This is a genomic window from Rhodopirellula bahusiensis (assembly GCF_002727185.1).
GTDB classification, from domain to species: domain Bacteria; phylum Planctomycetota; class Planctomycetia; order Pirellulales; family Pirellulaceae; genus Rhodopirellula; species Rhodopirellula bahusiensis.
In genome coordinates, this window is sequence record NZ_NIZW01000014.1 from 148,345 (window position 1) to 166,205 (window position 17,861).

General features: G+C 55.5%; 16 protein-coding genes. 3 read left to right on the plus strand and 13 right to left on the minus strand.

Going from position 1 to position 17,861, the window contains the following annotated elements; translation table 11 throughout:
- Positions 1–7: 7 nt before the first annotated feature.
- The 9 genes from CEE69_RS18520 to CEE69_RS18565 form a co-directional block, all read right to left on the minus strand.
- Positions 8–3,106, minus strand: a complete 3,099-nt coding sequence (locus CEE69_RS18520) for an efflux RND transporter permease subunit (RefSeq protein ID WP_099262093.1) — start codon at positions 3,104–3,106, stop codon at positions 8–10.
- The gene (locus CEE69_RS18525; protein WP_099262094.1) at positions 3,103–4,359 is read right to left on the minus strand and encodes an efflux RND transporter periplasmic adaptor subunit; all 1,257 of its coding nucleotides are present in this window, start codon (positions 4,357–4,359) and stop codon (positions 3,103–3,105) included. Before CEE69_RS18525 ends, CEE69_RS18520 begins: the two co-directional genes overlap by 4 nt.
- Positions 4,352–5,779, minus strand: coding sequence for a TolC family protein (locus tag CEE69_RS18530; protein WP_099262183.1), 1,428 nt, complete (start codon positions 5,777–5,779; stop codon positions 4,352–4,354). Before CEE69_RS18530 ends, CEE69_RS18525 begins: the two co-directional genes overlap by 8 nt.
- 76 nt (positions 5,780–5,855) lie before the next feature.
- Entirely contained in the window at positions 5,856–6,890 is a 1,035-nt protein-coding gene (locus CEE69_RS18535) for a prenyltransferase/squalene oxidase repeat-containing protein (RefSeq protein ID WP_099262095.1), read from the minus strand.
- A gap of 70 nt (positions 6,891–6,960) precedes the next feature.
- Complete coding sequence (gene arsC / locus CEE69_RS18540) at positions 6,961–7,311, minus strand: arsenate reductase (glutaredoxin) (RefSeq protein WP_099262096.1); 351 nt, start codon at positions 7,309–7,311, stop codon at positions 6,961–6,963.
- Between the two features lie 85 nt (positions 7,312–7,396).
- The gene (locus CEE69_RS18545; RefSeq protein WP_199169904.1) at positions 7,397–8,128 is read right to left on the minus strand and encodes an NAD(P)-dependent oxidoreductase; all 732 of its coding nucleotides are present in this window, start codon (positions 8,126–8,128) and stop codon (positions 7,397–7,399) included.
- A gap of 358 nt (positions 8,129–8,486) precedes the next feature.
- Positions 8,487–10,052 carry an ammonia-forming cytochrome c nitrite reductase subunit c552 gene (locus CEE69_RS18555; protein ID WP_099262098.1) on the minus strand — a complete coding sequence of 522 codons (1,566 nt, stop codon included), beginning with the start codon at positions 10,050–10,052 and terminating at the stop codon, positions 8,487–8,489.
- An 82-nt stretch (positions 10,053–10,134) separates the two neighbouring features.
- Positions 10,135–10,671, minus strand: a complete 537-nt coding sequence (gene nrfH / locus CEE69_RS18560) for a cytochrome c nitrite reductase small subunit (RefSeq protein WP_037249878.1) — start codon at positions 10,669–10,671, stop codon at positions 10,135–10,137.
- A gap of 208 nt (positions 10,672–10,879) precedes the next feature.
- Positions 10,880–11,329, minus strand: a complete 450-nt coding sequence (locus tag CEE69_RS18565; RefSeq protein ID WP_099262099.1) for a rhodanese-like domain-containing protein — start codon at positions 11,327–11,329, stop codon at positions 10,880–10,882.
- 147 nt (positions 11,330–11,476) lie between these two features.
- On the opposite strand from CEE69_RS18565, the gene CEE69_RS18570 reads away from it, so the two are divergent.
- Both CEE69_RS18570 and CEE69_RS18575 read left to right on the plus strand, forming a co-directional pair.
- Positions 11,477–12,295 (plus strand): MerR family transcriptional regulator, encoded by an 819-nt coding sequence (locus CEE69_RS18570; protein ID WP_233215376.1) that lies wholly within the window; start codon positions 11,477–11,479, stop codon positions 12,293–12,295.
- Positions 12,296–12,347: 52 nt separating this feature from the next.
- A complete protein-coding gene (locus tag CEE69_RS18575; RefSeq protein ID WP_099262100.1) occupies positions 12,348–12,740 on the plus strand; it encodes a CoA-binding protein in 393 nt (130 codons plus the stop codon).
- Between the two features lie 49 nt (positions 12,741–12,789).
- On the opposite strand, the gene CEE69_RS18580 is transcribed toward CEE69_RS18575, so the two are convergent.
- Together CEE69_RS18580 and CEE69_RS18590 are read right to left on the minus strand one after the other, a co-directional pair.
- Entirely contained in the window at positions 12,790–14,184 is a 1,395-nt protein-coding gene (locus CEE69_RS18580; RefSeq protein ID WP_099262101.1) for an MBL fold metallo-hydrolase, read from the minus strand.
- A gap of 126 nt (positions 14,185–14,310) precedes the next feature.
- A complete protein-coding gene (locus CEE69_RS18590) occupies positions 14,311–14,772 on the minus strand; it encodes a beta-lactamase hydrolase domain-containing protein (protein WP_099262103.1) in 462 nt (153 codons plus the stop codon).
- Positions 14,773–15,028: 256 nt separating this feature from the next.
- On the opposite strand from CEE69_RS18590, the gene CEE69_RS18600 reads away from it, so the two are divergent.
- Positions 15,029–15,934 carry a universal stress protein gene (locus CEE69_RS18600; RefSeq protein ID WP_099262105.1) on the plus strand — a complete coding sequence of 302 codons (906 nt, stop codon included), beginning with the start codon at positions 15,029–15,031 and terminating at the stop codon, positions 15,932–15,934.
- A 33-nt stretch (positions 15,935–15,967) separates the two neighbouring features.
- Here the strand turns inward: CEE69_RS18600 and CEE69_RS18605 are convergent, their stop codons facing one another.
- The gene (locus tag CEE69_RS18605) at positions 15,968–16,762 is read right to left on the minus strand and encodes a VIT1/CCC1 transporter family protein (RefSeq protein WP_099262106.1); all 795 of its coding nucleotides are present in this window, start codon (positions 16,760–16,762) and stop codon (positions 15,968–15,970) included.
- Positions 16,759–17,706 (minus strand): universal stress protein, encoded by a 948-nt coding sequence (locus tag CEE69_RS18610; protein WP_099262107.1) that lies wholly within the window; start codon positions 17,704–17,706, stop codon positions 16,759–16,761. Before CEE69_RS18610 ends, CEE69_RS18605 begins: the two co-directional genes overlap by 4 nt.
- Positions 17,707–17,861: the final 155 nt, after the last annotated feature.

Consider the following 17,861-nt stretch of genomic DNA (forward strand, 5'->3'; position numbering starts at 1 on the left):
ACTCTGTTTACGCGATGAACGTCTTTTGGATGTCCTCGAGGATCAGATAGAGGCACGGCACCAGTACCAAAATGATCGCGGTCGCGAACAGGATTCCAAATCCGAGTGAGATCGCCATCGGGATGATGTACTGAGCTTGCAGCGAGTCCTCAAAAATCAGCGGCATCAATCCGCCGAACGTTGTCAGCGTTGTCAGCAAGATCGGTCGAAAGCGTCGCAGGCCGGCTTGTGAAATGGCGTCAAACGCAGATTGTTTTTCTCGATGACGGTTGGCGTAGTCGATCATGATCAACGAGTCATTGATCACGACACCCGACAGGGCGATTACTCCCATCAAGCTGACCAACGACAAATCGTAGCCGAGCATGATGTGACCGATGATGGCACCGACCACGCCGAACGGGATCGCCACCAGAACGATCAGCGGTTGCACATAGTCCCGGAACGCGATCGCGAGCAGTGAATAAATCACGGCAAGAGCCAGGCCAAAGGATCCCCAAAGGGACTGGGTTGCCTGCCGCATCTCAGCGTCGCTGCCCTCAAAGCTCCAGGTGATTCCTGGGAAGTCTTCGCGAAGTTTGGGGAGTTCCGAGTTTTTCAGTGCCTCAATGACCTGTGTCGCGGCACGTTTGGGTTCAACATCCATTGAGACATTGATCGCACGCCGACCGTCACGACGATTGATGGATCGAAAGGCGAGTGTCTCTTCCACATCGGCGACATCCAACAGTGGCACCTCGGCACCGCTGGGTGTTCGAATGATCAAGTCCTCAAGGTTGTGAATGTCCTCCCGTTGTTCCTCCGGGAGTTTGACACGGACCTCGGTTTCGTTCGTTCCGCGAATCAAACGCAATGCCAACGAGCCGAAGAAAGCACCTCGCAGTTGTTCGCCAAGTTCCTCATCAGTCAGACCAAGCGATCGGCCCTCGGGACGAAGACGGAAGTCGTATTGCGTCTTGCCTTTGTTGTAATTGTCGTTGACATCGCGAGCATTGGAATACAGCTGAACACGCTCAACGAATGAGGTGGCTGCTTGTTCCAACACCGTGATGTCGCTGTGGCTGAGATCAATGCTGATGTCGCGACGATGGCCACCCGGGCCTCGTTCGGCTTCGAACGTGACTTGATTGACACCCGGCAAATCACCGATGTGTTCTCGCCACAAATCGATGACTTCGTTGGCGGTCATATCTCGCTGGTCCGGCGGTTTCATCACGATCTCCACGTCGATGAAACTTTGCCCGCGAACGTTTGTCTTGATGCCCTCGGCGACCTCGTACAGGTTGTGTTCTTCGAACATCTTGATGCTGGCCTGCGTCACCGTGTCAGCAATTTTCGCCGCTTGATCCTGGGTCGTGCCGACGGGCATTCGAACCCCGGCTTCAATCTCATCGGCCGACACTTCGGGCATCAGAATCAGCCCCATGTGAGCACTCGTCGCGTAGCCGCCGATCACAACGAACAAGGCGAACGCCAAGGAAGCCGTGATATATCGATGACGAAGACTGACGATCAGGACGGGGCGATAGAAGAACTCAACCACTCGGTTGAAACTTTGGCTGAATCGTTGTTGACCACGATGCAGTCGAGCCCCAATGCTCTTGGGATTGCGACCCGCCTCACGAGCGTGGGCCAAGTGAGCCGGAAGAATGAACAGGGACTCAACCAGCGACAGCGCGAGCACGATGATCACGACGACCGGCAATGGACCCCAGAATTTGCCCGTTTCGCCTGGAATAAATAGCAGCGGAACAAACGCGACGATGTTCGTCAGGATGCTGAATGTGACCGGGCCGGAAACCTCTTTCGTACCCTCCACAGCGGCGTTTTCGTGATCTTGGAGACTTTGTCGTTTTTCGTAAACGTTTTCGCCAACAACCACCGCGTCATCGACCACGATTCCAAGCACGACGAGAAAGCCAAACAACGAAATCATGTTGATGCTGACGCCGGCGGCGGGCAACAGCAGCACGCCGCCGATGAAAGAAACCGCCATTCCCATCATCACCCAAAACGCCAGTCGGAATTCGAGGAACAACGACAGGATCACCAGGACAATGACAACCGCCATCGCAGCGTTCTCAGCGACCAGCATGAGTCGTCGGCGAAACTCTTCCGCGTTGTTGCTGTCGATTCGCCACTTCACCCCCGGCGGCAGAGCGGTTTCGAACTCTTCCATCGTTTCGTGGACCGCTTCGGCCACATCCATCGGTGACTGAGAACCGACGCGATAGATGTCCAGTTCGACCGACGGCGTCTGGCTGAATTGCGAGTGAAATCCAACGTCTTCGAACCCGTCTCGAAGTGTGGCGATGTCGCCGAGAGTCACCATGGGACCATCACGCCCCGCCACGATCTCGATGCCGGCGAACTCTTCAGCCCACTGCTTGCGAGCTTTGACGCGAAGCAAAATTTCGCCGGCCGTTGTTTGGACTGACCCCGCCGCCACATCTTGGCTGGACGTGCGAATGATTTGGGCCACGTCGGGAAGAGTCAGACCGTATTCACGCAGTCGTTGACGTGGGATTTCAACATGCGTCACGTATGCCGGAACACGGCGTAGTTCGACTTGTGTGATTTGCTCTTTGGATTGCAGTTGGTCACGAAGTTGTTCGGCAAGCTTTCGGAGGGCCCAAATATCAATTGGGCCATAGATCGCAACCTGCATGACTTCTTGCTGGCGAGATTGCAGTCGAACCTCGGGTTGTTCGATTTGGTCCGGGAACGTGCGGATCCGGTTGACCGCTTGGTCGACATCCTGCAGGACTTTCATGCGGTTTTCGCCGCCGACCAATTCGATCAGGACTTCGCCGCGTCCCTCTCGAGCCTCACTGGTGAGTTCACGGATCCCTTCGACGCCACGAACGGCTTCCTCGATCGGACGCAGGATGCCTTGTTCAACTTCTTCCGGCGCGGCACCCGGGTATCCAATCGTGACTTCGATGATGTCGAGTTGGAACTGCGGGAAGACTTCTTTTTGAATTGCAAACGCTGACCAGATGCCACCACCAAGCAGCAGCAACATCAGCAGGTTGGCCGCAATCGCATTGCGAGCCATCCATGCGATGGGGCCACCCTCGGGAACCATCTTCGACAACGATGTCACTCGGTTGTCTCCTCGGTTTCGTCAGCGTCAACTTCCGACGTGGCCTCGTCGGCCGTGATCTTCCGCAGTCCAACGCCATTGGCCACGGTCGCCAGCGTCGTGGTCACGATGTCTTCGCCTTCTTCGAGTCCTTCGCGAATGTAGGCGTACTCGGCGTCGCGAAAAACGACTTGCGTTTCGCGAATTTCCAATTGTTCGTCAGCCATCACCCACACGGTTTCTTGATCGCGAACGTATTCACGGGGAAGGCGAATCACGTCTTGGATCTCGATGCCTTCGATTTGCGTTTCGATGAGCGTGTCCAGAATCAACGGGGGTGCATCCGATTCGCGGCCAAGTGGATCCGCAACGGTGATCAGAACGCGTGCCAACCGTGTTTGTTGATCAAGTGTTCCAATCAAGCGAGCGACCCGGCCTTCTCGTTCAGCGTCTGGTCCCCAAGCGTCCGGGTTTCGCAGAATGACTTTGGATCCTTCGGTTGATGAGCCATCGTCTTGCGTCTCGGGGAACTGAACCCATCGCAGTGTACGAACGGGAACAGCGGCCATGATCCAGTACTCATCCACGCCGATCAGACGCGCGAGCTCTTCGCCCGGTCCCACCTGTGATCCGATGTTGACCGATTGCGTCAGGATTTGGGCGTCAAAGGGCGAGGTCACTTCGGTTCGGTTGAGGTCCAGTTCGGCTCGTTCGAGCGATGCCTTCGCGGCCGCCATTTCGGCTTTGATCGAAGCGATCTGAGGTTCTCTCAGCACCAGGCCTCGGTTGGTGTCGTCGATCGTTCCCTCCAGCATTTCCAGCTCTTTCACTGCCAATCGCTGGCGTGCCTGTTCGATTTCCCACAACGCTTCTTTCTGCAGCAATTCACTGTTACTGATCGAGATCGCGTTTTCGAAGTCGGCCGGGTCGATTCGCAGCAGCATATCGCCTTTGCGAACCATGCCACCGGGAATGAATTCAGGCGAGAGCTCAACCACTTGGCCGCTGATACGGGGGCCGAGCGTGATGTCTTGGGCTGGTTCGACGGTTCCGAGCACCACCAATTGAGGCGAAAAGCTGCCACGTTCCGCGGTGATGGTGTTCACCAAAGCCGACGATTTTCGCGTGGCGTTGACCTGCTGGGCGGTGGGTTCGGTTTGGTTGATCACAACCACCGCGGCGGCGGATGCTCCCAAAATTGCCAAGCAAGTGATGATCGTACCGAGGATGCGAAGCCAGCGCCATTTGGGCCGCTGTTTCGACGCATCATTCATCGACAACTGTCTCCGGGATGATTTCCACGGTGGATTCCAATAGTTCAAAGTCTTGTGGACGGGTGTCAAAATCGCCAGCCAACGCCAAGTACAGCGAGATGCGAATGAGCACCAAGTCTAATTGAGCGGAAAGCAGTTCGCGCTGCAATCTTTGCTGAGCGGTGATTGCACTGAGCACGTCCAAGTAGGTCGCATCGCTGATCAGATATTGCTCTCGCAACTGCTCGGACGATTGGCGTGCCAGCTCGACTTGGTTTTCCAAGTGCTCGATCCGTTCGAGCTGGTAGCGTTCTTGGGCCAACGCGTCTTCGACTTCGCTGAAAGCATTCAGCATGGTTTGCCCATAAACATTGAACAATTCGCGTTTGACGGCGGCGTTTCGATCGACTTCGGCTCGACGTTGCCCACCGTCAAACAGAGGGGCGATCATCTGTGCACCGATCGAAACAAACCAATCTCGGAATAACGTTTCGGGCGATTCCGACACGTTCAACAGCGACCCGGTGAGGTTGATGCGCGGGTACTGAGCGCTGATGGCGGAGGCCAAGTCTCGGTCCGCAGCTCGGAAAGCCAGATAATCGCGGCGAACGTCGGGACGGCGTTTGAGCAATTCCGACGGGAGGCCGGTGGATGGCAGTGCCGGCAGGGGTGGTAGTTCCGATCCGGGATCGTACTCCGCAATCTGGGGCATTTCGCCGAGCAACACTGCGAGCTGGTGTTCCAACACTTCGATGCGGGCCTTTTCGACCACCATTTGTTCCAGGGTGGCTTCGACCAATTGTCGTTGACGAAGCACGTCGGGGCTGCGGATCAACCCCGAGGCAAAGCGAGCCTCTTGCAACGCCAAACCCATTTCATTGTTATCGAGCTGTTCGTTGAGCAATTCGATCTGGGCGTGACCTTCGATCAGCGAAAACCAAGTTCGAGCAATCTCGGCCGACAGCGTCAATGCGATCGCGTGGTAGTCTTCTCGCGTGGCGGAAGTTCTCAATCGTTCCGCATCGACGCGAGATTCGATTTCGCCCCACAAGTCGACTTGGTATCCCGCATCCAATCCCCATATGAAACTGGAGCGGTCGTTTCCGGGACCCATGGTGCTGCCATAATCTGCAACGCCATTCAGGTCGGGCCAAAGATCCGAGGCTTCACGCCGTGTGACAGCCCGGGCCGCATACAAACGTTGCAGGGCAGCGGCGAGAGTGAAGTTGCCTTGTAGGGCGACCTCGATTTCTGCGTTGAGCGTGGGGTCGTTGAATGTTGTCCACCAGCGATCTGGAGGAATCACTTCACCGGGAGCAGAGAACGGTGGCGGCGTTTGTGAACGAAACGTCCATGTGTTGTCTGGGTTGGCGCAGCCGACACCGATCAGCAGCAACGCAATGAGCCACCGGGCGGGGAGAAACCTCGCTAGTCGAACCATGAACATGAGGTCCGAGCTACGAGATTCGGCGACCCGAAAGCCAGACCAATCCAGGACTTGTTACATATCTTGGTGGCTATTGGCCGTGTTTCACGCTCGTTGACTGTTTTGCGTTTGTCGACAAAGCGATGACCGCCCACGCACTGCCCCAGTCATTCGCGGTTGGCGTCGCTTTGCCTTTCGCCGATGCTTTCGTGCCGGGCACTTTCCAACGCCCACTGGGTTCTTGAGTTGCGACGAGGTACTTCACCGCACGATCCAAAACATTTGAATCCGCGCCTGTCATTGCCAGAGCGTGCAGGGCGTATCCGGTGCCCAGCGCGTCGCTGGTGTCCGCCAATTTCCATCCCCATCCACCATCATCATTTTGGTGATCCAACAAAGCGGATCGCCATCGTTGACTGGATGACGGAGGCAGTGATTGTTTCGACAAGCGGCGATTCATCTCATGAGCTAGTAACAATCGAGTGGCCAAGAATTCCGTTGATTCGGGCCGATCGATGGAGTCGACGAACTGAATCGCGGTGGAGGGTTCAAACTCAACGGGCTCTCTCATCAAGGCGAGCGCCGTCCAAGCCGTCGTTGTCGCCGTGGTCTCTTTCGTCGGTCGGCGCTGAGCAGGAAGTTGTCCGCACGCACGCCACGATCCGTCGGCGGATTGTTCTTCAAGAAGCTTCTCTGCAAAACGCAATCGCCAATCGGTGCCGCCCGGAGCAGAGGATGCATTCGTTCGAGGGATCGCCAGCAATAGTTGCGTCATCGTGTCGATGTTCGCTGCCATCGTCGCCGACTGGTCCAGATTCGCCTTTTGCTCCGGTTTGACAAAGTTGACGACATCGGTGGACCAGCGTTCCCAGTCATCGAGCTGGTCGGAAACGGCGATCGAATCGGTTCGCCGAGCGGCTTCGTGACTCCAAATCAGCGTCGGGATTTGATGGCATGAAACACACCCACGCTTTTCAATCCACCGTTCACCGGCCTGCTGAACATATTGCAATCCACGTTGGATCGAACGCGCGGCGTCCTGCGACCACGCAGGTTGGCCAGCCAACGCCACTCCGCCGATCCAAATCAAAGCACTCGTCGCGGCAACGCGAGATCGGAAAGTCATGGAAAGTGCCTTCGGGGAGAAACGATCGCGGATACCGCTATCCTATCCTGATCGCATCAGTCGATCTCGATCAGGCTTCGAGAATCTCAGTGATCTTTTCCGTTGGACGGCCAATCGCGGCTTTTCCGTTGTGGATCACGATCGGACGTTCGATCAACTTGGGGTTCTCCACCATCGTGGCGATCCACTGTTGGTCGGTCAGCGTTTGCTCACCCAAGTTCAGTTCTTTGAACAACGCTTCTTTCTTGCGGACCAAGTCTTTCGCGGGGATGCCCAGTAACTTCACGATCTCGGCGAGTTCTTTCTTCGTCGGCGGCGTGTCCAAGTACTTGATGACTTCTGGTTCGACACCACGTTCCTCCAGCAGTTGCAAAGCCTGACGTGACTTCGTGCATCTTGGGTTGTGATAGATCTTGGTCATGTTGCGGTCGAGTTGAGAATGGAGTACGAGGGCGGTCGAGTTGGAGCAAGCTGTGTGAATATCTGAGACGCCCGGGCGGGATCATTCAATCCCGGTTGTAGAGCACCGGTGTTTTGCCTTTCCAGCGGTTCCATGTTTCGTCGTCGGAGATCAACTCGGCCATTAGGTGAGCGACATTGATACGGCTTGATTTTCCAGAGTTGAAAAGCGGGCTGCGAACCGGCGAAGGTTCAAGGTCGTATTCGGTGACTTCGTCCGCATCGTGCAGCGAGTCCGGACGAATGATGGACCATTCAATGTCGGGGTCACCTTCTTCGATTTGAGTTTGCAGAAACTCAGTCGCTCGTTCGTTGTCGACGTGAGGTGGAACCAACGTTCGCAGCAATGCGAACGCGCATCGTTCTGCAATCGAATGTGTTTCGTTCAAACGATGATTTTTGACTCCCGACGAGCTCATCAGCACGAAGCGAACCGGCTTGGGGGCGGAGGATTTCTGAGCCGCCTTGCACAACCGTTCGGCCGCATTCGTGACCAACCGGCGCGGTTGGCCGTACATGCCTTTCATTGTCAGGTTGTGACCCAAGCACGATGCGATGGCATGGCAACCGTCGACCTGAGCGATCAGTTGCTGGTCGGTAAGATCGAGCAGATTTCCCTCGGTGACCGTGCAGGCGGCTTCGTCGAAATCGCCCAGCATTTCACGAAGGCGCGAGATAGATCGAACCACAGTCACCACGTGGTGCCCGCGTTTGAGCAGTTGCTGAATCAATAAATGACCTGTTTGACCGGTTCCTCCGGCCACGAAAACCTTCGACATCACAATTTCCAAAAAGACATGTTGGCCAAGCAAAGTTCCAATGCGAATCGGCGGATGGAAACTATTGCGTTAGCGATTCGCTTGCGAGCCATGGCAACGGACGAGGCAGATGCCTGCATTCGAACGGCAGGGGGCCCGTCGGCGAGACAAGTCCTGGTGCTTGGAGCGAACACCAACGAAATCGCCAGAACGGCAAGCATCGAGAATGATTTCATCGGTGGGCGAATCGTCTGCGTCAAAAGGAAACGTGCATGGCTGTGGGCATCTTGGATGCTCATGATCGGCCATGCGGTGCAGACTCATCAAGGGGAAAGGACCGGCGCGAAGGCCAGCCGTCTTCCAAGCACTCTACTGCGGACTATTCGTCCGTCGGCGATTCGGAGTCTTCTGGACTCGCGTCTTCGGAAGCCGCTGGTTTCACATCAATCCGGTACGCCTTCGCGATCGCTTGTCGGCTGTAGTCGATTGATTCGCCCAGAATTCGTGCGGACTCTTGGCTGGCATGGAATCCCTTGCTGTTTTCGCTGGCAATGTAGTCCAGACGCCACATCGCTTTGCGTTGCAAGTCACGAATCGGTTTGAGTTGTTCTTCGGTTGCACCGGCTTCTTGGACTTCGATGATCGCGTCCAGCATTTCGGTCATCGCGTTGGCAGCGCGATCGATCAGGGCTCGCGTTCGGTCTTGGATCACATCGACGCGAGCTTTGATTTCGGCCTCGGGAACCTTGTGGCAGGTTTGGCAGGCCTTGTTGATGTTCATCATCGGGCTGCGAACCCAGTGACTGCTGACCTTGGTCGCACCGACCTTTTCGAACGGCATGTGGCAATCGCTGCAACTGACGCCGGCTCGAGCGTGAATGCCTTGGCTCCAAAGTTCGAACTCAGGGTGTTGAGCTTTGTAGACTTTGGTGCCGGTGGTTTTGTGAACGTAGTCGTAGAACTCTCCGCCATCGGGGAACGTGGTAGCGTCCCATTCGGCCTCGAGGTTTTCCATCTTCAGCCCGTTGCTCCAGGGGTAAGTCAACGTCATCTTGTTCGCACAGTAGTACTCGACATGGCACTGGCCGCAGACAAACGATCGCATTTCCTGGCGAGTCGCCATTGTGTTCGGGTCGTAGTCGCCTTTCTTGCCGCTATCACGCCAGGACTGGATGCTGGGCAGGTGTGGAACTTCAGCGTCGCTCTTGGCAAGTTTGTCGATGCCCAAGATGAATCCGGGGCGAGTGACTCGAATCGACATCGTCTCGGGGTCGTGGCAATCCACGCATGAAACCGGATGGGCACCACCGACATGGGGATCGCCGCTGGCGGCGTCAAATCCATCGGGAGTCTTTTCGATTTCCGCATGAATTTCTTCGTACTTCTTGGTGCTGACCGATCGGAAGCCGGCCAAGACCGCCTCCTGTTGAAAGCCATCGGCCAGTGATTTCGCGTCGGCCGGTTTGCCTTGTTCTTCCAATCCGATTCGTCGGTACGTGGCGGCGATGGACGCGTGGCAATGCAAGCAAGCACCGGATTGTTGAACGTCGGTCACTCGCTTGGTGACTTCTTGGTCAGCCAACATGTGAGCGTGACCGCGTGCTTCGCGATAATCGATGCTGAAGGCATAGCCAGCAAACAATCGTTTCAGCCAAGGCGATTCTTCCAGCTTGCTGGGTGGCAGAGCGTGGTTGCCGCCGAAGTCGGTGTAATCGTCGTTGACCGTTTTCAGGTAGTCCTCGTATTGCTGCGGGAAGTTCAGGCCCCAGGGTTCTGGGTCGGTGCTGATTTCAGTGACGTCGACCACCTTGGTGAACGGAGCCCTGGCCTCTTGCTTGCGTTCAAAGATGTTGACCAGCAACGCGACAACGCCGAACGTTGCGAAAGCGGTCAGTGCGGTCAATAGAATCAGCCATCCGAAGCTGCGTGGTTGCTGATCGGACATGACAAACCTTTGCGAACGAAGATTGAAAGAAGAGGTCGAATAGGAAGAACGTCAAAGAACGAGGTCGACACCAAGAACGGTGTCAACGCGGATGCATCCAGTCCACTTTGCCGTGGCCCGCATGGCCAACGTCGGCATGGCAATGGACGCAGTTCTGCATGTCACCTTGCGAGGTCGCCGGCAACAACGCATGCACAAAATCACGATGGCAGTCCACGCAAGTGCTCTGAGTGACTCGGCGGTTGCGTGGTTTGATTTCGATCGGATCGGAATAGCCACCCAAGGTGAATGCCAAGGAGTGGAAGAATCCATTGTCGCCTTTGACGACCCACTTGCCGATTTTGTCGTGCGGCAGGTGGCAATCGTTGCAAACGGCAACATGGTGGTGAGAACTCTGCTGCCAAGAATCAAAGTGCGATTGCATCACGTGACAATTGACGCACGTCTCGGGTTTGTTGCTCAGGTAGCTGGCACCTTTGCCGTAACCGAAAGTGAACGTGCCGATACCGGCGAGCAGTCCCAGTACCAAACAAAAGGCAAACGTTGCTTTTGAATTCCGGGTTTTCGCGGAGTTCTTGATCGGCATCGGTTCCGATGGATCGCCGGTGGCAGATCGCATGATGATCCATTCCTTTCGCGTGACCCAAGCCAGGTCAGAGATGACTCGCTTGGTGGGGTGGAATGTAACAACTTGCACGTGCGTGTGCACCTTTTGGATGACCAAATTGTGCTTTGTTGTCAGAACTTCATTGGTCTCTATACGATGTGATCGGACACTTGCGATGCGGGTGTGCTTATCTGCTCAGTTTCTATGTTGATGTGTGACTCTACGGCACGCTCTCGTAACCATCCGGTGCGCGGAGGAGCTTATTATGCGTATGGACTCGTCGCGTGGTCTGCCCCTGCGGATCGACGAGCTCGCCGCCGGCCTCGCACCATCCCAGTATCCCCGGTCGATAGTTGCGAGCTTGAATTCCGTTGTGGAGGCATCGTTGAGCGAAAAGCAAGCTTCGACCTCCGACGGTGCAGGACGCAATCACCGTTCGGTTTTTGAGTTCGTCCCGCTGCGACCAAAATTCGTCCATCGAAATGGCACCGGGGATTTGAGAAACATCTCGCTCGGATTGTGAACGGACATCCACCAGGACGAATGACTCGTCATCCCGTTCTAGCAAGCCTCGCAGTTCCTTGGTCGAGATATCTTCGACTCGGCTTCGCCTGACGAATGGAGCGATCCAATTGAGCCAGCGAACAAATTGTTTGGACAGCCAAACCATGCGTGTTTCCTAACGAGGCGAAGTGCCAACCAAACGGTCGTGAGCGAGGGGATACATTGTTGGCGGATCGACGAACTGGATGAACCTGAAAAAAGTCCAGATTTGGCGTTTGACTCTCCCGTTGGAGGAGGCCGTAGGATGGCGGACATGTTCAGCATAGGCGAATTTTCCAAGGTGACCGGGCTGACGATCAAGTCACTCCGGTTTTATCACGAGCAAGGTGTTTTGACGCCAAGTCGTGTCGAAGCTGGGAGCGGGTACCGTTACTACTCGGAATCACAGATCGACACCGCGCGGGTGATTGCACAGCTTCGTGAGTTGGATTTCTCCGTGGCTGATGTTCGAGAGATATTGAGCAACCACAGTGACGACGCCGACATCGTCGAACGCTTGAAGTCCCAACGGGCTGTGATCAAAGAGCGGATGAAAAAAGATCGTGGCATTGCCGGGTTGCTCGATCAAATCATTGTCCATGAAACCGAGGCAACCAAAACGATGAGCCAGACCAACTATGCCGTCGAGGAAAAGAACGTCGACCCTTGTTTGATCGCAAGCATTCGCATGAAAGGAGCCTACAGCGAATGCGGCAAAGGATTCGCGAAAATTGGCCGGCGACTGGGGCGATTCATCAATGGCAAACCCATGTTGTTGCACCACGACACCGAATACAAAGAAGGGGACGCTGATTTCGAGGCGTGCATGCCGGTCAAAGGAGGCGAGTCGAACGACGAAATCACCGTCAAAGAATTGCCTGGCGGACGAGTCCTGTCGTTGATGCATTTAGGACCCTACGAGGAGATCGGTCGGTCCTACGAAAAGATCATGAAGCACGCGAAAGCACAGTCATTGAACTATGACGTGCCGACGCGGGAGATTTACCACAAAGGACCCGGCATGATTTTCAAAGGCAACCCGAAGAAGTACCTCACCGAAATCGTTTTTCTAATTTCGGATGACGTTTCCTGAAGTTCGCTGGTCCATCATCCAGACTGTTTTAAACACCATCTGAGGTCTCATCATGAGCGATGCCATTTCCATGTTCCTTTCCGCTCCGACCTACGCCGTCGCGGGGGCTTCTGCTCGCCAGCACAAGTATGGCAACAAGGTCTTCCGGGCCCTGATCGGATCTGGACGAAACGCGTACCCTCTCAATCCGATCACGGAAGAAATCGAGGGGCATCAGGCGTACCCGCGGATTCAGGATTTGCCGACGGTGCCCGAGGCGGTTTCGATCATCACCCCGCCCGAGGTGACTCGCAAAGTGGTCGCGGACGCGATCGAAGCGGGCGTGAAGCACCTGTGGATGCAACCCGGTGCGGAGCATGAGGAAGCCAGCCAGGCAGCACGGGAGGCGGGGCTAACCGTGATCGACGACGGCAGTTGCATCTTGGTGCTGCTCGCTCGCGAATGAGATGCAACGGCCGGTTGACGTCTGGGAGATGGAAACGGAACGTCGCTGGCTATTTCTCGACAGAGTAGCCCGCGTTTTTCCAGGCACTCATGCTGCCGGGCACATTGTGAACTCGCTGGAAACCGTTTCGTTGCAACACGCTCGCAGCGATGCTCGCTCTGTACCCACTGCCGCAATAAACCGCGACGGGCTCGTCTCGGTTCAGGTCCAACTCGCCGTTGACGCCATCTCTCATGTCAGCAACGTAGTGGTGTTTCGCTCCTGAAATTCGATTGGATTCGAACTCGGAAGACGCACGAACGTCGAGGATCTGAAACTCACTCTGGTGTTCGTTCAGATCGTGAACGGTGAGTTGTGGCGTGGTCGACAACGGCAGTCCAGCATTGTCCCAGGCTTTCATACCACCGACGAGATAGCCTTCGAAGCGATGCAATCCGACGACCGCAAAATGCCACGCGACCCAGTCCAATTGGGTTTCGTCATCCACGACGAGCAGGATTGGCCGATCGTAGTCGAGCATGTCGCCGGCCCAGACCGATAGTTCAGGTCGGTCACCCAAGTTGATTGCACCCTCGATGTGGCCTCCACCAAACGCGAGCATTTGACGTGTGTCGACGAGTTGTGCTTGGCCAGTCTGAATGGCTTCTTGGAATGGCTTCGGAGGCAGGCCCGGAACGACGGGGGCGTGACCAATCAGATCGGGACCCTCGGCATTGATCTTCTTCAGAATCGGATAGTGCTGGGGCACCGGCGGGGCACCCTCGGTGACGAACTTTGCGAACTCGTCGAAGTCTTCGTGCTGCAAGAACGCATTGCTTTTCCGTTCCTGGCCAATGGTCGTCATCGGTCGTTCACCGATGCTGGCTCCACACGCCGAACCGGCACCATGACATGGGTAAACGATGACGTCATCGGCGAGTTTTAAGTAATAATCACGAAGCGTTGAGAACAGTTGCTTGGTGAGTTCTTCGGTTTCCTCTTCCCACAGCAAATCCGGACGGCCAGCGGATCCGACGAAGAGCGAGTCACCACTGAGCACACCCCATGGTTCGTTTGGCGAATCGGAATCAGCCAGCTCGTACGACAAATGTTCGGGGGTGTGACCAGGCGTGTGTCGGGCGGTGATCTTTGTGGATCCGAATTCAAACGAATCTCCGTCCTTGATTTTTTGAACGTCGAATCCGTAGCTGGCATCGCCTTCGCCGCTCGCGAAAATCTTTGCGTTGCCGACTCTGGACTGCAGTTCGCGCGAACCGCTCATGAAGTCCGCGTGGATGTGGGTCTCAAAGATGTGCGTGATTGCGACGCCGTGTTGACGGCTGAGACGGACGTAAGTCTCGACGTTGGGTTGTGGGTCGATGACCGCCGCGGTTCCGGTGCTGTCATCGCCGATCAAGTAGGACAGTTGCGAGATTCCTCCCGTTTGAATGCTCTCAAAAATCATGGTCATCGGACTCACCTGGATGTCTGGAAAAAAGTGTCAGTGGAATCGGTCCAGCGAGGTTCGTCGTGGAACCTCGCTGGGTTCCGTTGCCGCAAATGAGCGACCGCGGTTCGAGTTCCCAAGGGATTAATTCGCGGCAGCTTGGGTGCGGTTGTTGACGTATTGCTTCACGAATTGTTCCAGCTCGGGTTTGTCGCATTCGAAGCCCATCTCTTTGGCTTTCTCGAGTGCTTGTTCGCCCGAGATGCCTTGTTCCACCGCGGTGTGCATCATCATCATCGCTCCGGCCCGCTTGCCGCTTTTGCAGTGAGCAAAGGTCGGTTTCGGCAGAGACTCGTATTGCTCTCGAAACTGATCAACCTTGTTTTCATCCATTCCGTCCATCGAGACCGGGACATGCAAGTACTTCAATCCGGTGGATTGGACGAGTTCGCCTTCCGCATCCGGAGACATTGGCTGCTCGTCTTCTCCTTCGGTCCGGAAGTTGATGACGGAGCGAAAACCTTCGTCAGGCAATGACTTCAGTTCGTCCTGGCTTGGTTGTGGGCCGACGGTGAGTTGATCGTTGAATTTCATTCGGTTTGACATGGGGGACTCCGCTTCTGGTGATGTGATTCGTTTTAAAAATGGACGTCCCCATCAACGAGCAATTGACGTTCCAGATCTGTGACAGAGCCGGACAGTGGTGTGACAAGTCGCTCACATCTGAACCATTGATTGGTGAAAAACCGGGTTGTTCGCTTTGGCATCAAGATTGCAATTCTGAAGCTGGATCACCGCTGCGAGCGATCAAGCGTTGCTATCCGTCAGTTGGGATCGCTTTTGAAAACGAGGAGTTGATGTCATGCGCAATGTTTTGCTAGCAGTTGATGGTTCGAGACCATCCGAGGAAGCTGCCAAGTTTCTCGCACGCTTACCCCATTTCGATCCCGTCGAGCTGACTTTGGTTTCGGTCGTGCATCGAAGATTTGTTCACGCAAGCTATTCGACCAACGAACTGGTCGAAAAAGCGTATGAGCAGGATTGCTTGACTACACAGGCCAGTCTTCAGCGTATCGCAGGCATATTTGATGGTGCGAACGTTCACGTGAAGACGGAACTGATTGAAGGAGCGGTCGGTGAATCCATTGTGCAAAAAGCCAAGGACATCAAAGCAGATTTGGTGGTGGTGGGTGCAACCGGGCATTCGCAGATCAGTCGAATGCTACTGGGCAGTACAAGCGATTTTGTTGCCACGCATGCTCCCTGCAGCGTCTTGGTGGTTCGGTCACAAATGTTGCCTCAGAAATCGGCTCCGCTGAAAGTGTGCTTGGGCTACGAGGGCACTGGTCCCTGCCAAGCTGCCCTGGAGGAACTGATGGAAAGTCCTTGGCGTGGGCAGACGGAATTGAATGTGGTTCTGGTGGCGAACTGCTTGAACGAAATGTACGCCGATTCGAAATGCGTGCAGTACTACAAGGACGAGCTGTCCCATGCGAAAGAGCAGCTGGAAGAAGTGTCCGATCACGTGACCACTCACTTCTTGGAAGATGTTCACTACGGTGAAGGCATCACCCGATTCGTCGAGTCGCACGACATCAATCTGGTCGTGCTTGGTGAAACACCTCGTTCGCAGTTCAGCAGGTTCTTGTTGGGAAGTACTTCGCAGTACGTGCTGCGTCATGTGCCATGCAGCGTCTGGATCACTCGCAATCGCATGATTGAAGGCCTGAAGCGTTCGGAAACAACGTCGGCGGTGCAACGGCAGTGAAAGGAAGCCAGCAGACTGTTGAAGGAACGTTGGTCAAACCCAGTTGCTGATCGCTTTGCCAATGAAGTACGCGATTGCGGCAGCCGAGCCTCCCAGGGCCAACGTTTCTAGGCCTGAGAACAGCCATGACTGGGCGATGAATCGCGACTTGACTGCTCCCACAAGAAAGAATGCCGCGGCAGTCAGGATCGTGCTTTGCAGATAGGTGCCGTGATCCAACGTGTCGCCAACGCCGCCCGTGATCGCGGCGAAAACGAACGGGAACAAGGGTAGGAATCCAAGGATCAGAAACGCGACAAACGTCGTTGCGGCAGCCACCAACGGCGATTTCGCGGACAGACTCAGTCCAAGTTCGTCGGTCAACATCACGCGTACCCAACGCTCTTTGTCTTGGGTAATGATCGTGACCGCTCGTTCCAGATCATCGCCTTCGAATCCCTTGCGATTCATGATCTGGCGAATCTCTTCTCTTTCCCCGGATGGATAGGTGTCGATCTCGTGTTCTTCGCGAGCTCGCATCTTTTCAAATTGTTGACGTTCGACTCGCGTGCCCGAGAAGTTGCTGGCCGCCATGCTGAAGCCGTCGCCCACCAAGTTCGCCAAACCCAGGACGATCACGATCGAAGGTGACAAGCTCGCCCCCGCCACACCGGACACAACGGCGAACGTTGTGACCGTCCCATCGATGGCACCGTAAACAAAGTCCGGCAGGTAGTCGGGCCTCAGTCCCTCATCAAGACGTCGGCCGATCGCTTCTCGGGTGTGTTCGGCTGCCAACGTTTTCGAGTCGGGAGCGTCTTCCTTTTTGGCCCGCGTGTCAAAGATCATGTTCCTGCCATCGATTGTTCTGCGATCTGACGATGCGCCTTGGCTCGATCTTCTTTGTCGCGAATGATCAGCACGCTGCAGTCCGCATGGCGAAGAACATACCGAGAGGTGCTGCCCAGAAATACGCGAGTGAGCAGTCCGCTGTCACTGTCACCGGTCACAGCCAAGTCACAGCCATGGCGTCGCGAATATTCGACCAAGGCCTCGCCAACGTGATCGGCTTCGACCAAGTGCGTTTCGGTATTGAGCCCTAAGTCTTGCAGTTTGGTTTCGAAGTCCAGAATCTGAGCTTGAGCTTGTTCATGCTGCGAATTCCAAATGTCGGAGGCTTGCTCACGCAGGTCTTGGCGATAGAAGGTGAAGCGATCAAGAATGCGAACCAGGTGAATTTCCACGTTGGGACGCAACTTCAACTCTTTCAACCACGACAACATGCGTTCGTCCTCTGGGCGGCCTGACAATGCCACCATGATCTTTTGCAAGTCGAGTTGAACGCTCGCTTCTTTGGGGGCGCGAACCACCAGGGCGCTAGAATCGGCATGAGTTGCGACATAGTCGGAAACGCTCCCCAAGAGAACTCGTTCGATGGCGGAGTGGCCGATGGCCCCCAGCACAATCAGGTCGGCGCTGGATTGTTCCGCGACGTCCAGCAAAGCCGATGTAGGCGGACCGATCGGGACATGAGTGTGCACCGAATGAACGTGATCTTGAGATTCTAAATCGTTCGCCAGATGCGAGATGGCCTCCCGGTTGCGGTCCGTTTCAATCTCCAGAAACGATCCGAAGTCCAGTGGCATGGACATCGATCCCGTGTCGACCATCATTGGTGGAGCCACGACCGAGACGAGGTCAAAGTCGACGGGCTTTCTCAGCGGCAGATGCGATGCAAACTCCACGGCCTGATGTGCATGGGGAGAAGAATCGACGGCCAGTAAAATTCGCATCGGACAGTTCCCATCAATGGAGGTTTGGGTCAAAGATGTTGTGCGGGCCGGATGATCCATCCCGCACTGAAATGCACAGGTTTGCAACCTTCAGGCCAAGTCAAATTTCATCGGAATTGGATGGGATGTGTGCCAATGCGGCACGGGTGTCGGAC

Coding starts and splice junctions, on each gene's coding strand:
- nrfH (WP_037249878.1), bottom strand. CDS start 10,671: ATGCGATCTGCCACCGGCGATCCATCGGAACCGATGCCGATCAAGAAC.
- CEE69_RS18565 (WP_099262099.1), bottom strand. CDS start 11,329: ATGGTTTGGCTGTCCAAACAATTTGTTCGCTGGCTCAATTGGATCGCT.
- CEE69_RS18525 (WP_099262094.1), bottom strand. CDS start 4,359: ATGAATGATGCGTCGAAACAGCGGCCCAAATGGCGCTGGCTTCGCATC.
- CEE69_RS18605 (WP_099262106.1), bottom strand. CDS start 16,762: ATGATCTTTGACACGCGGGCCAAAAAGGAAGACGCTCCCGACTCGAAA.
- CEE69_RS18555 (WP_099262098.1), bottom strand. CDS start 10,052: ATGTCCGATCAGCAACCACGCAGCTTCGGATGGCTGATTCTATTGACC.
- CEE69_RS18610 (WP_099262107.1), bottom strand. CDS start 17,706: ATGCGAATTTTACTGGCCGTCGATTCTTCTCCCCATGCACATCAGGCC.
- arsC (WP_099262096.1), bottom strand. CDS start 7,311: ATGACCAAGATCTATCACAACCCAAGATGCACGAAGTCACGTCAGGCT.
- CEE69_RS18600 (WP_099262105.1), top strand. CDS start 15,029: ATGCGCAATGTTTTGCTAGCAGTTGATGGTTCGAGACCATCCGAGGAA.
- CEE69_RS18590 (WP_099262103.1), bottom strand. CDS start 14,772: ATGTCAAACCGAATGAAATTCAACGATCAACTCACCGTCGGCCCACAA.
- CEE69_RS18535 (WP_099262095.1), bottom strand. CDS start 6,890: ATGACTTTCCGATCTCGCGTTGCCGCGACGAGTGCTTTGATTTGGATC.
- CEE69_RS18530 (WP_099262183.1), bottom strand. CDS start 5,779: ATGGTTCGACTAGCGAGGTTTCTCCCCGCCCGGTGGCTCATTGCGTTG.
- CEE69_RS18545 (WP_199169904.1), bottom strand. CDS start 8,128: ATGTCGAAGGTTTTCGTGGCCGGAGGAACCGGTCAAACAGGTCATTTA.
- CEE69_RS18570 (WP_233215376.1), top strand. CDS start 11,477: ATGTTCAGCATAGGCGAATTTTCCAAGGTGACCGGGCTGACGATCAAG.
- CEE69_RS18580 (WP_099262101.1), bottom strand. CDS start 14,184: ATGATTTTTGAGAGCATTCAAACGGGAGGAATCTCGCAACTGTCCTAC.
- CEE69_RS18575 (WP_099262100.1), top strand. CDS start 12,348: ATGAGCGATGCCATTTCCATGTTCCTTTCCGCTCCGACCTACGCCGTC.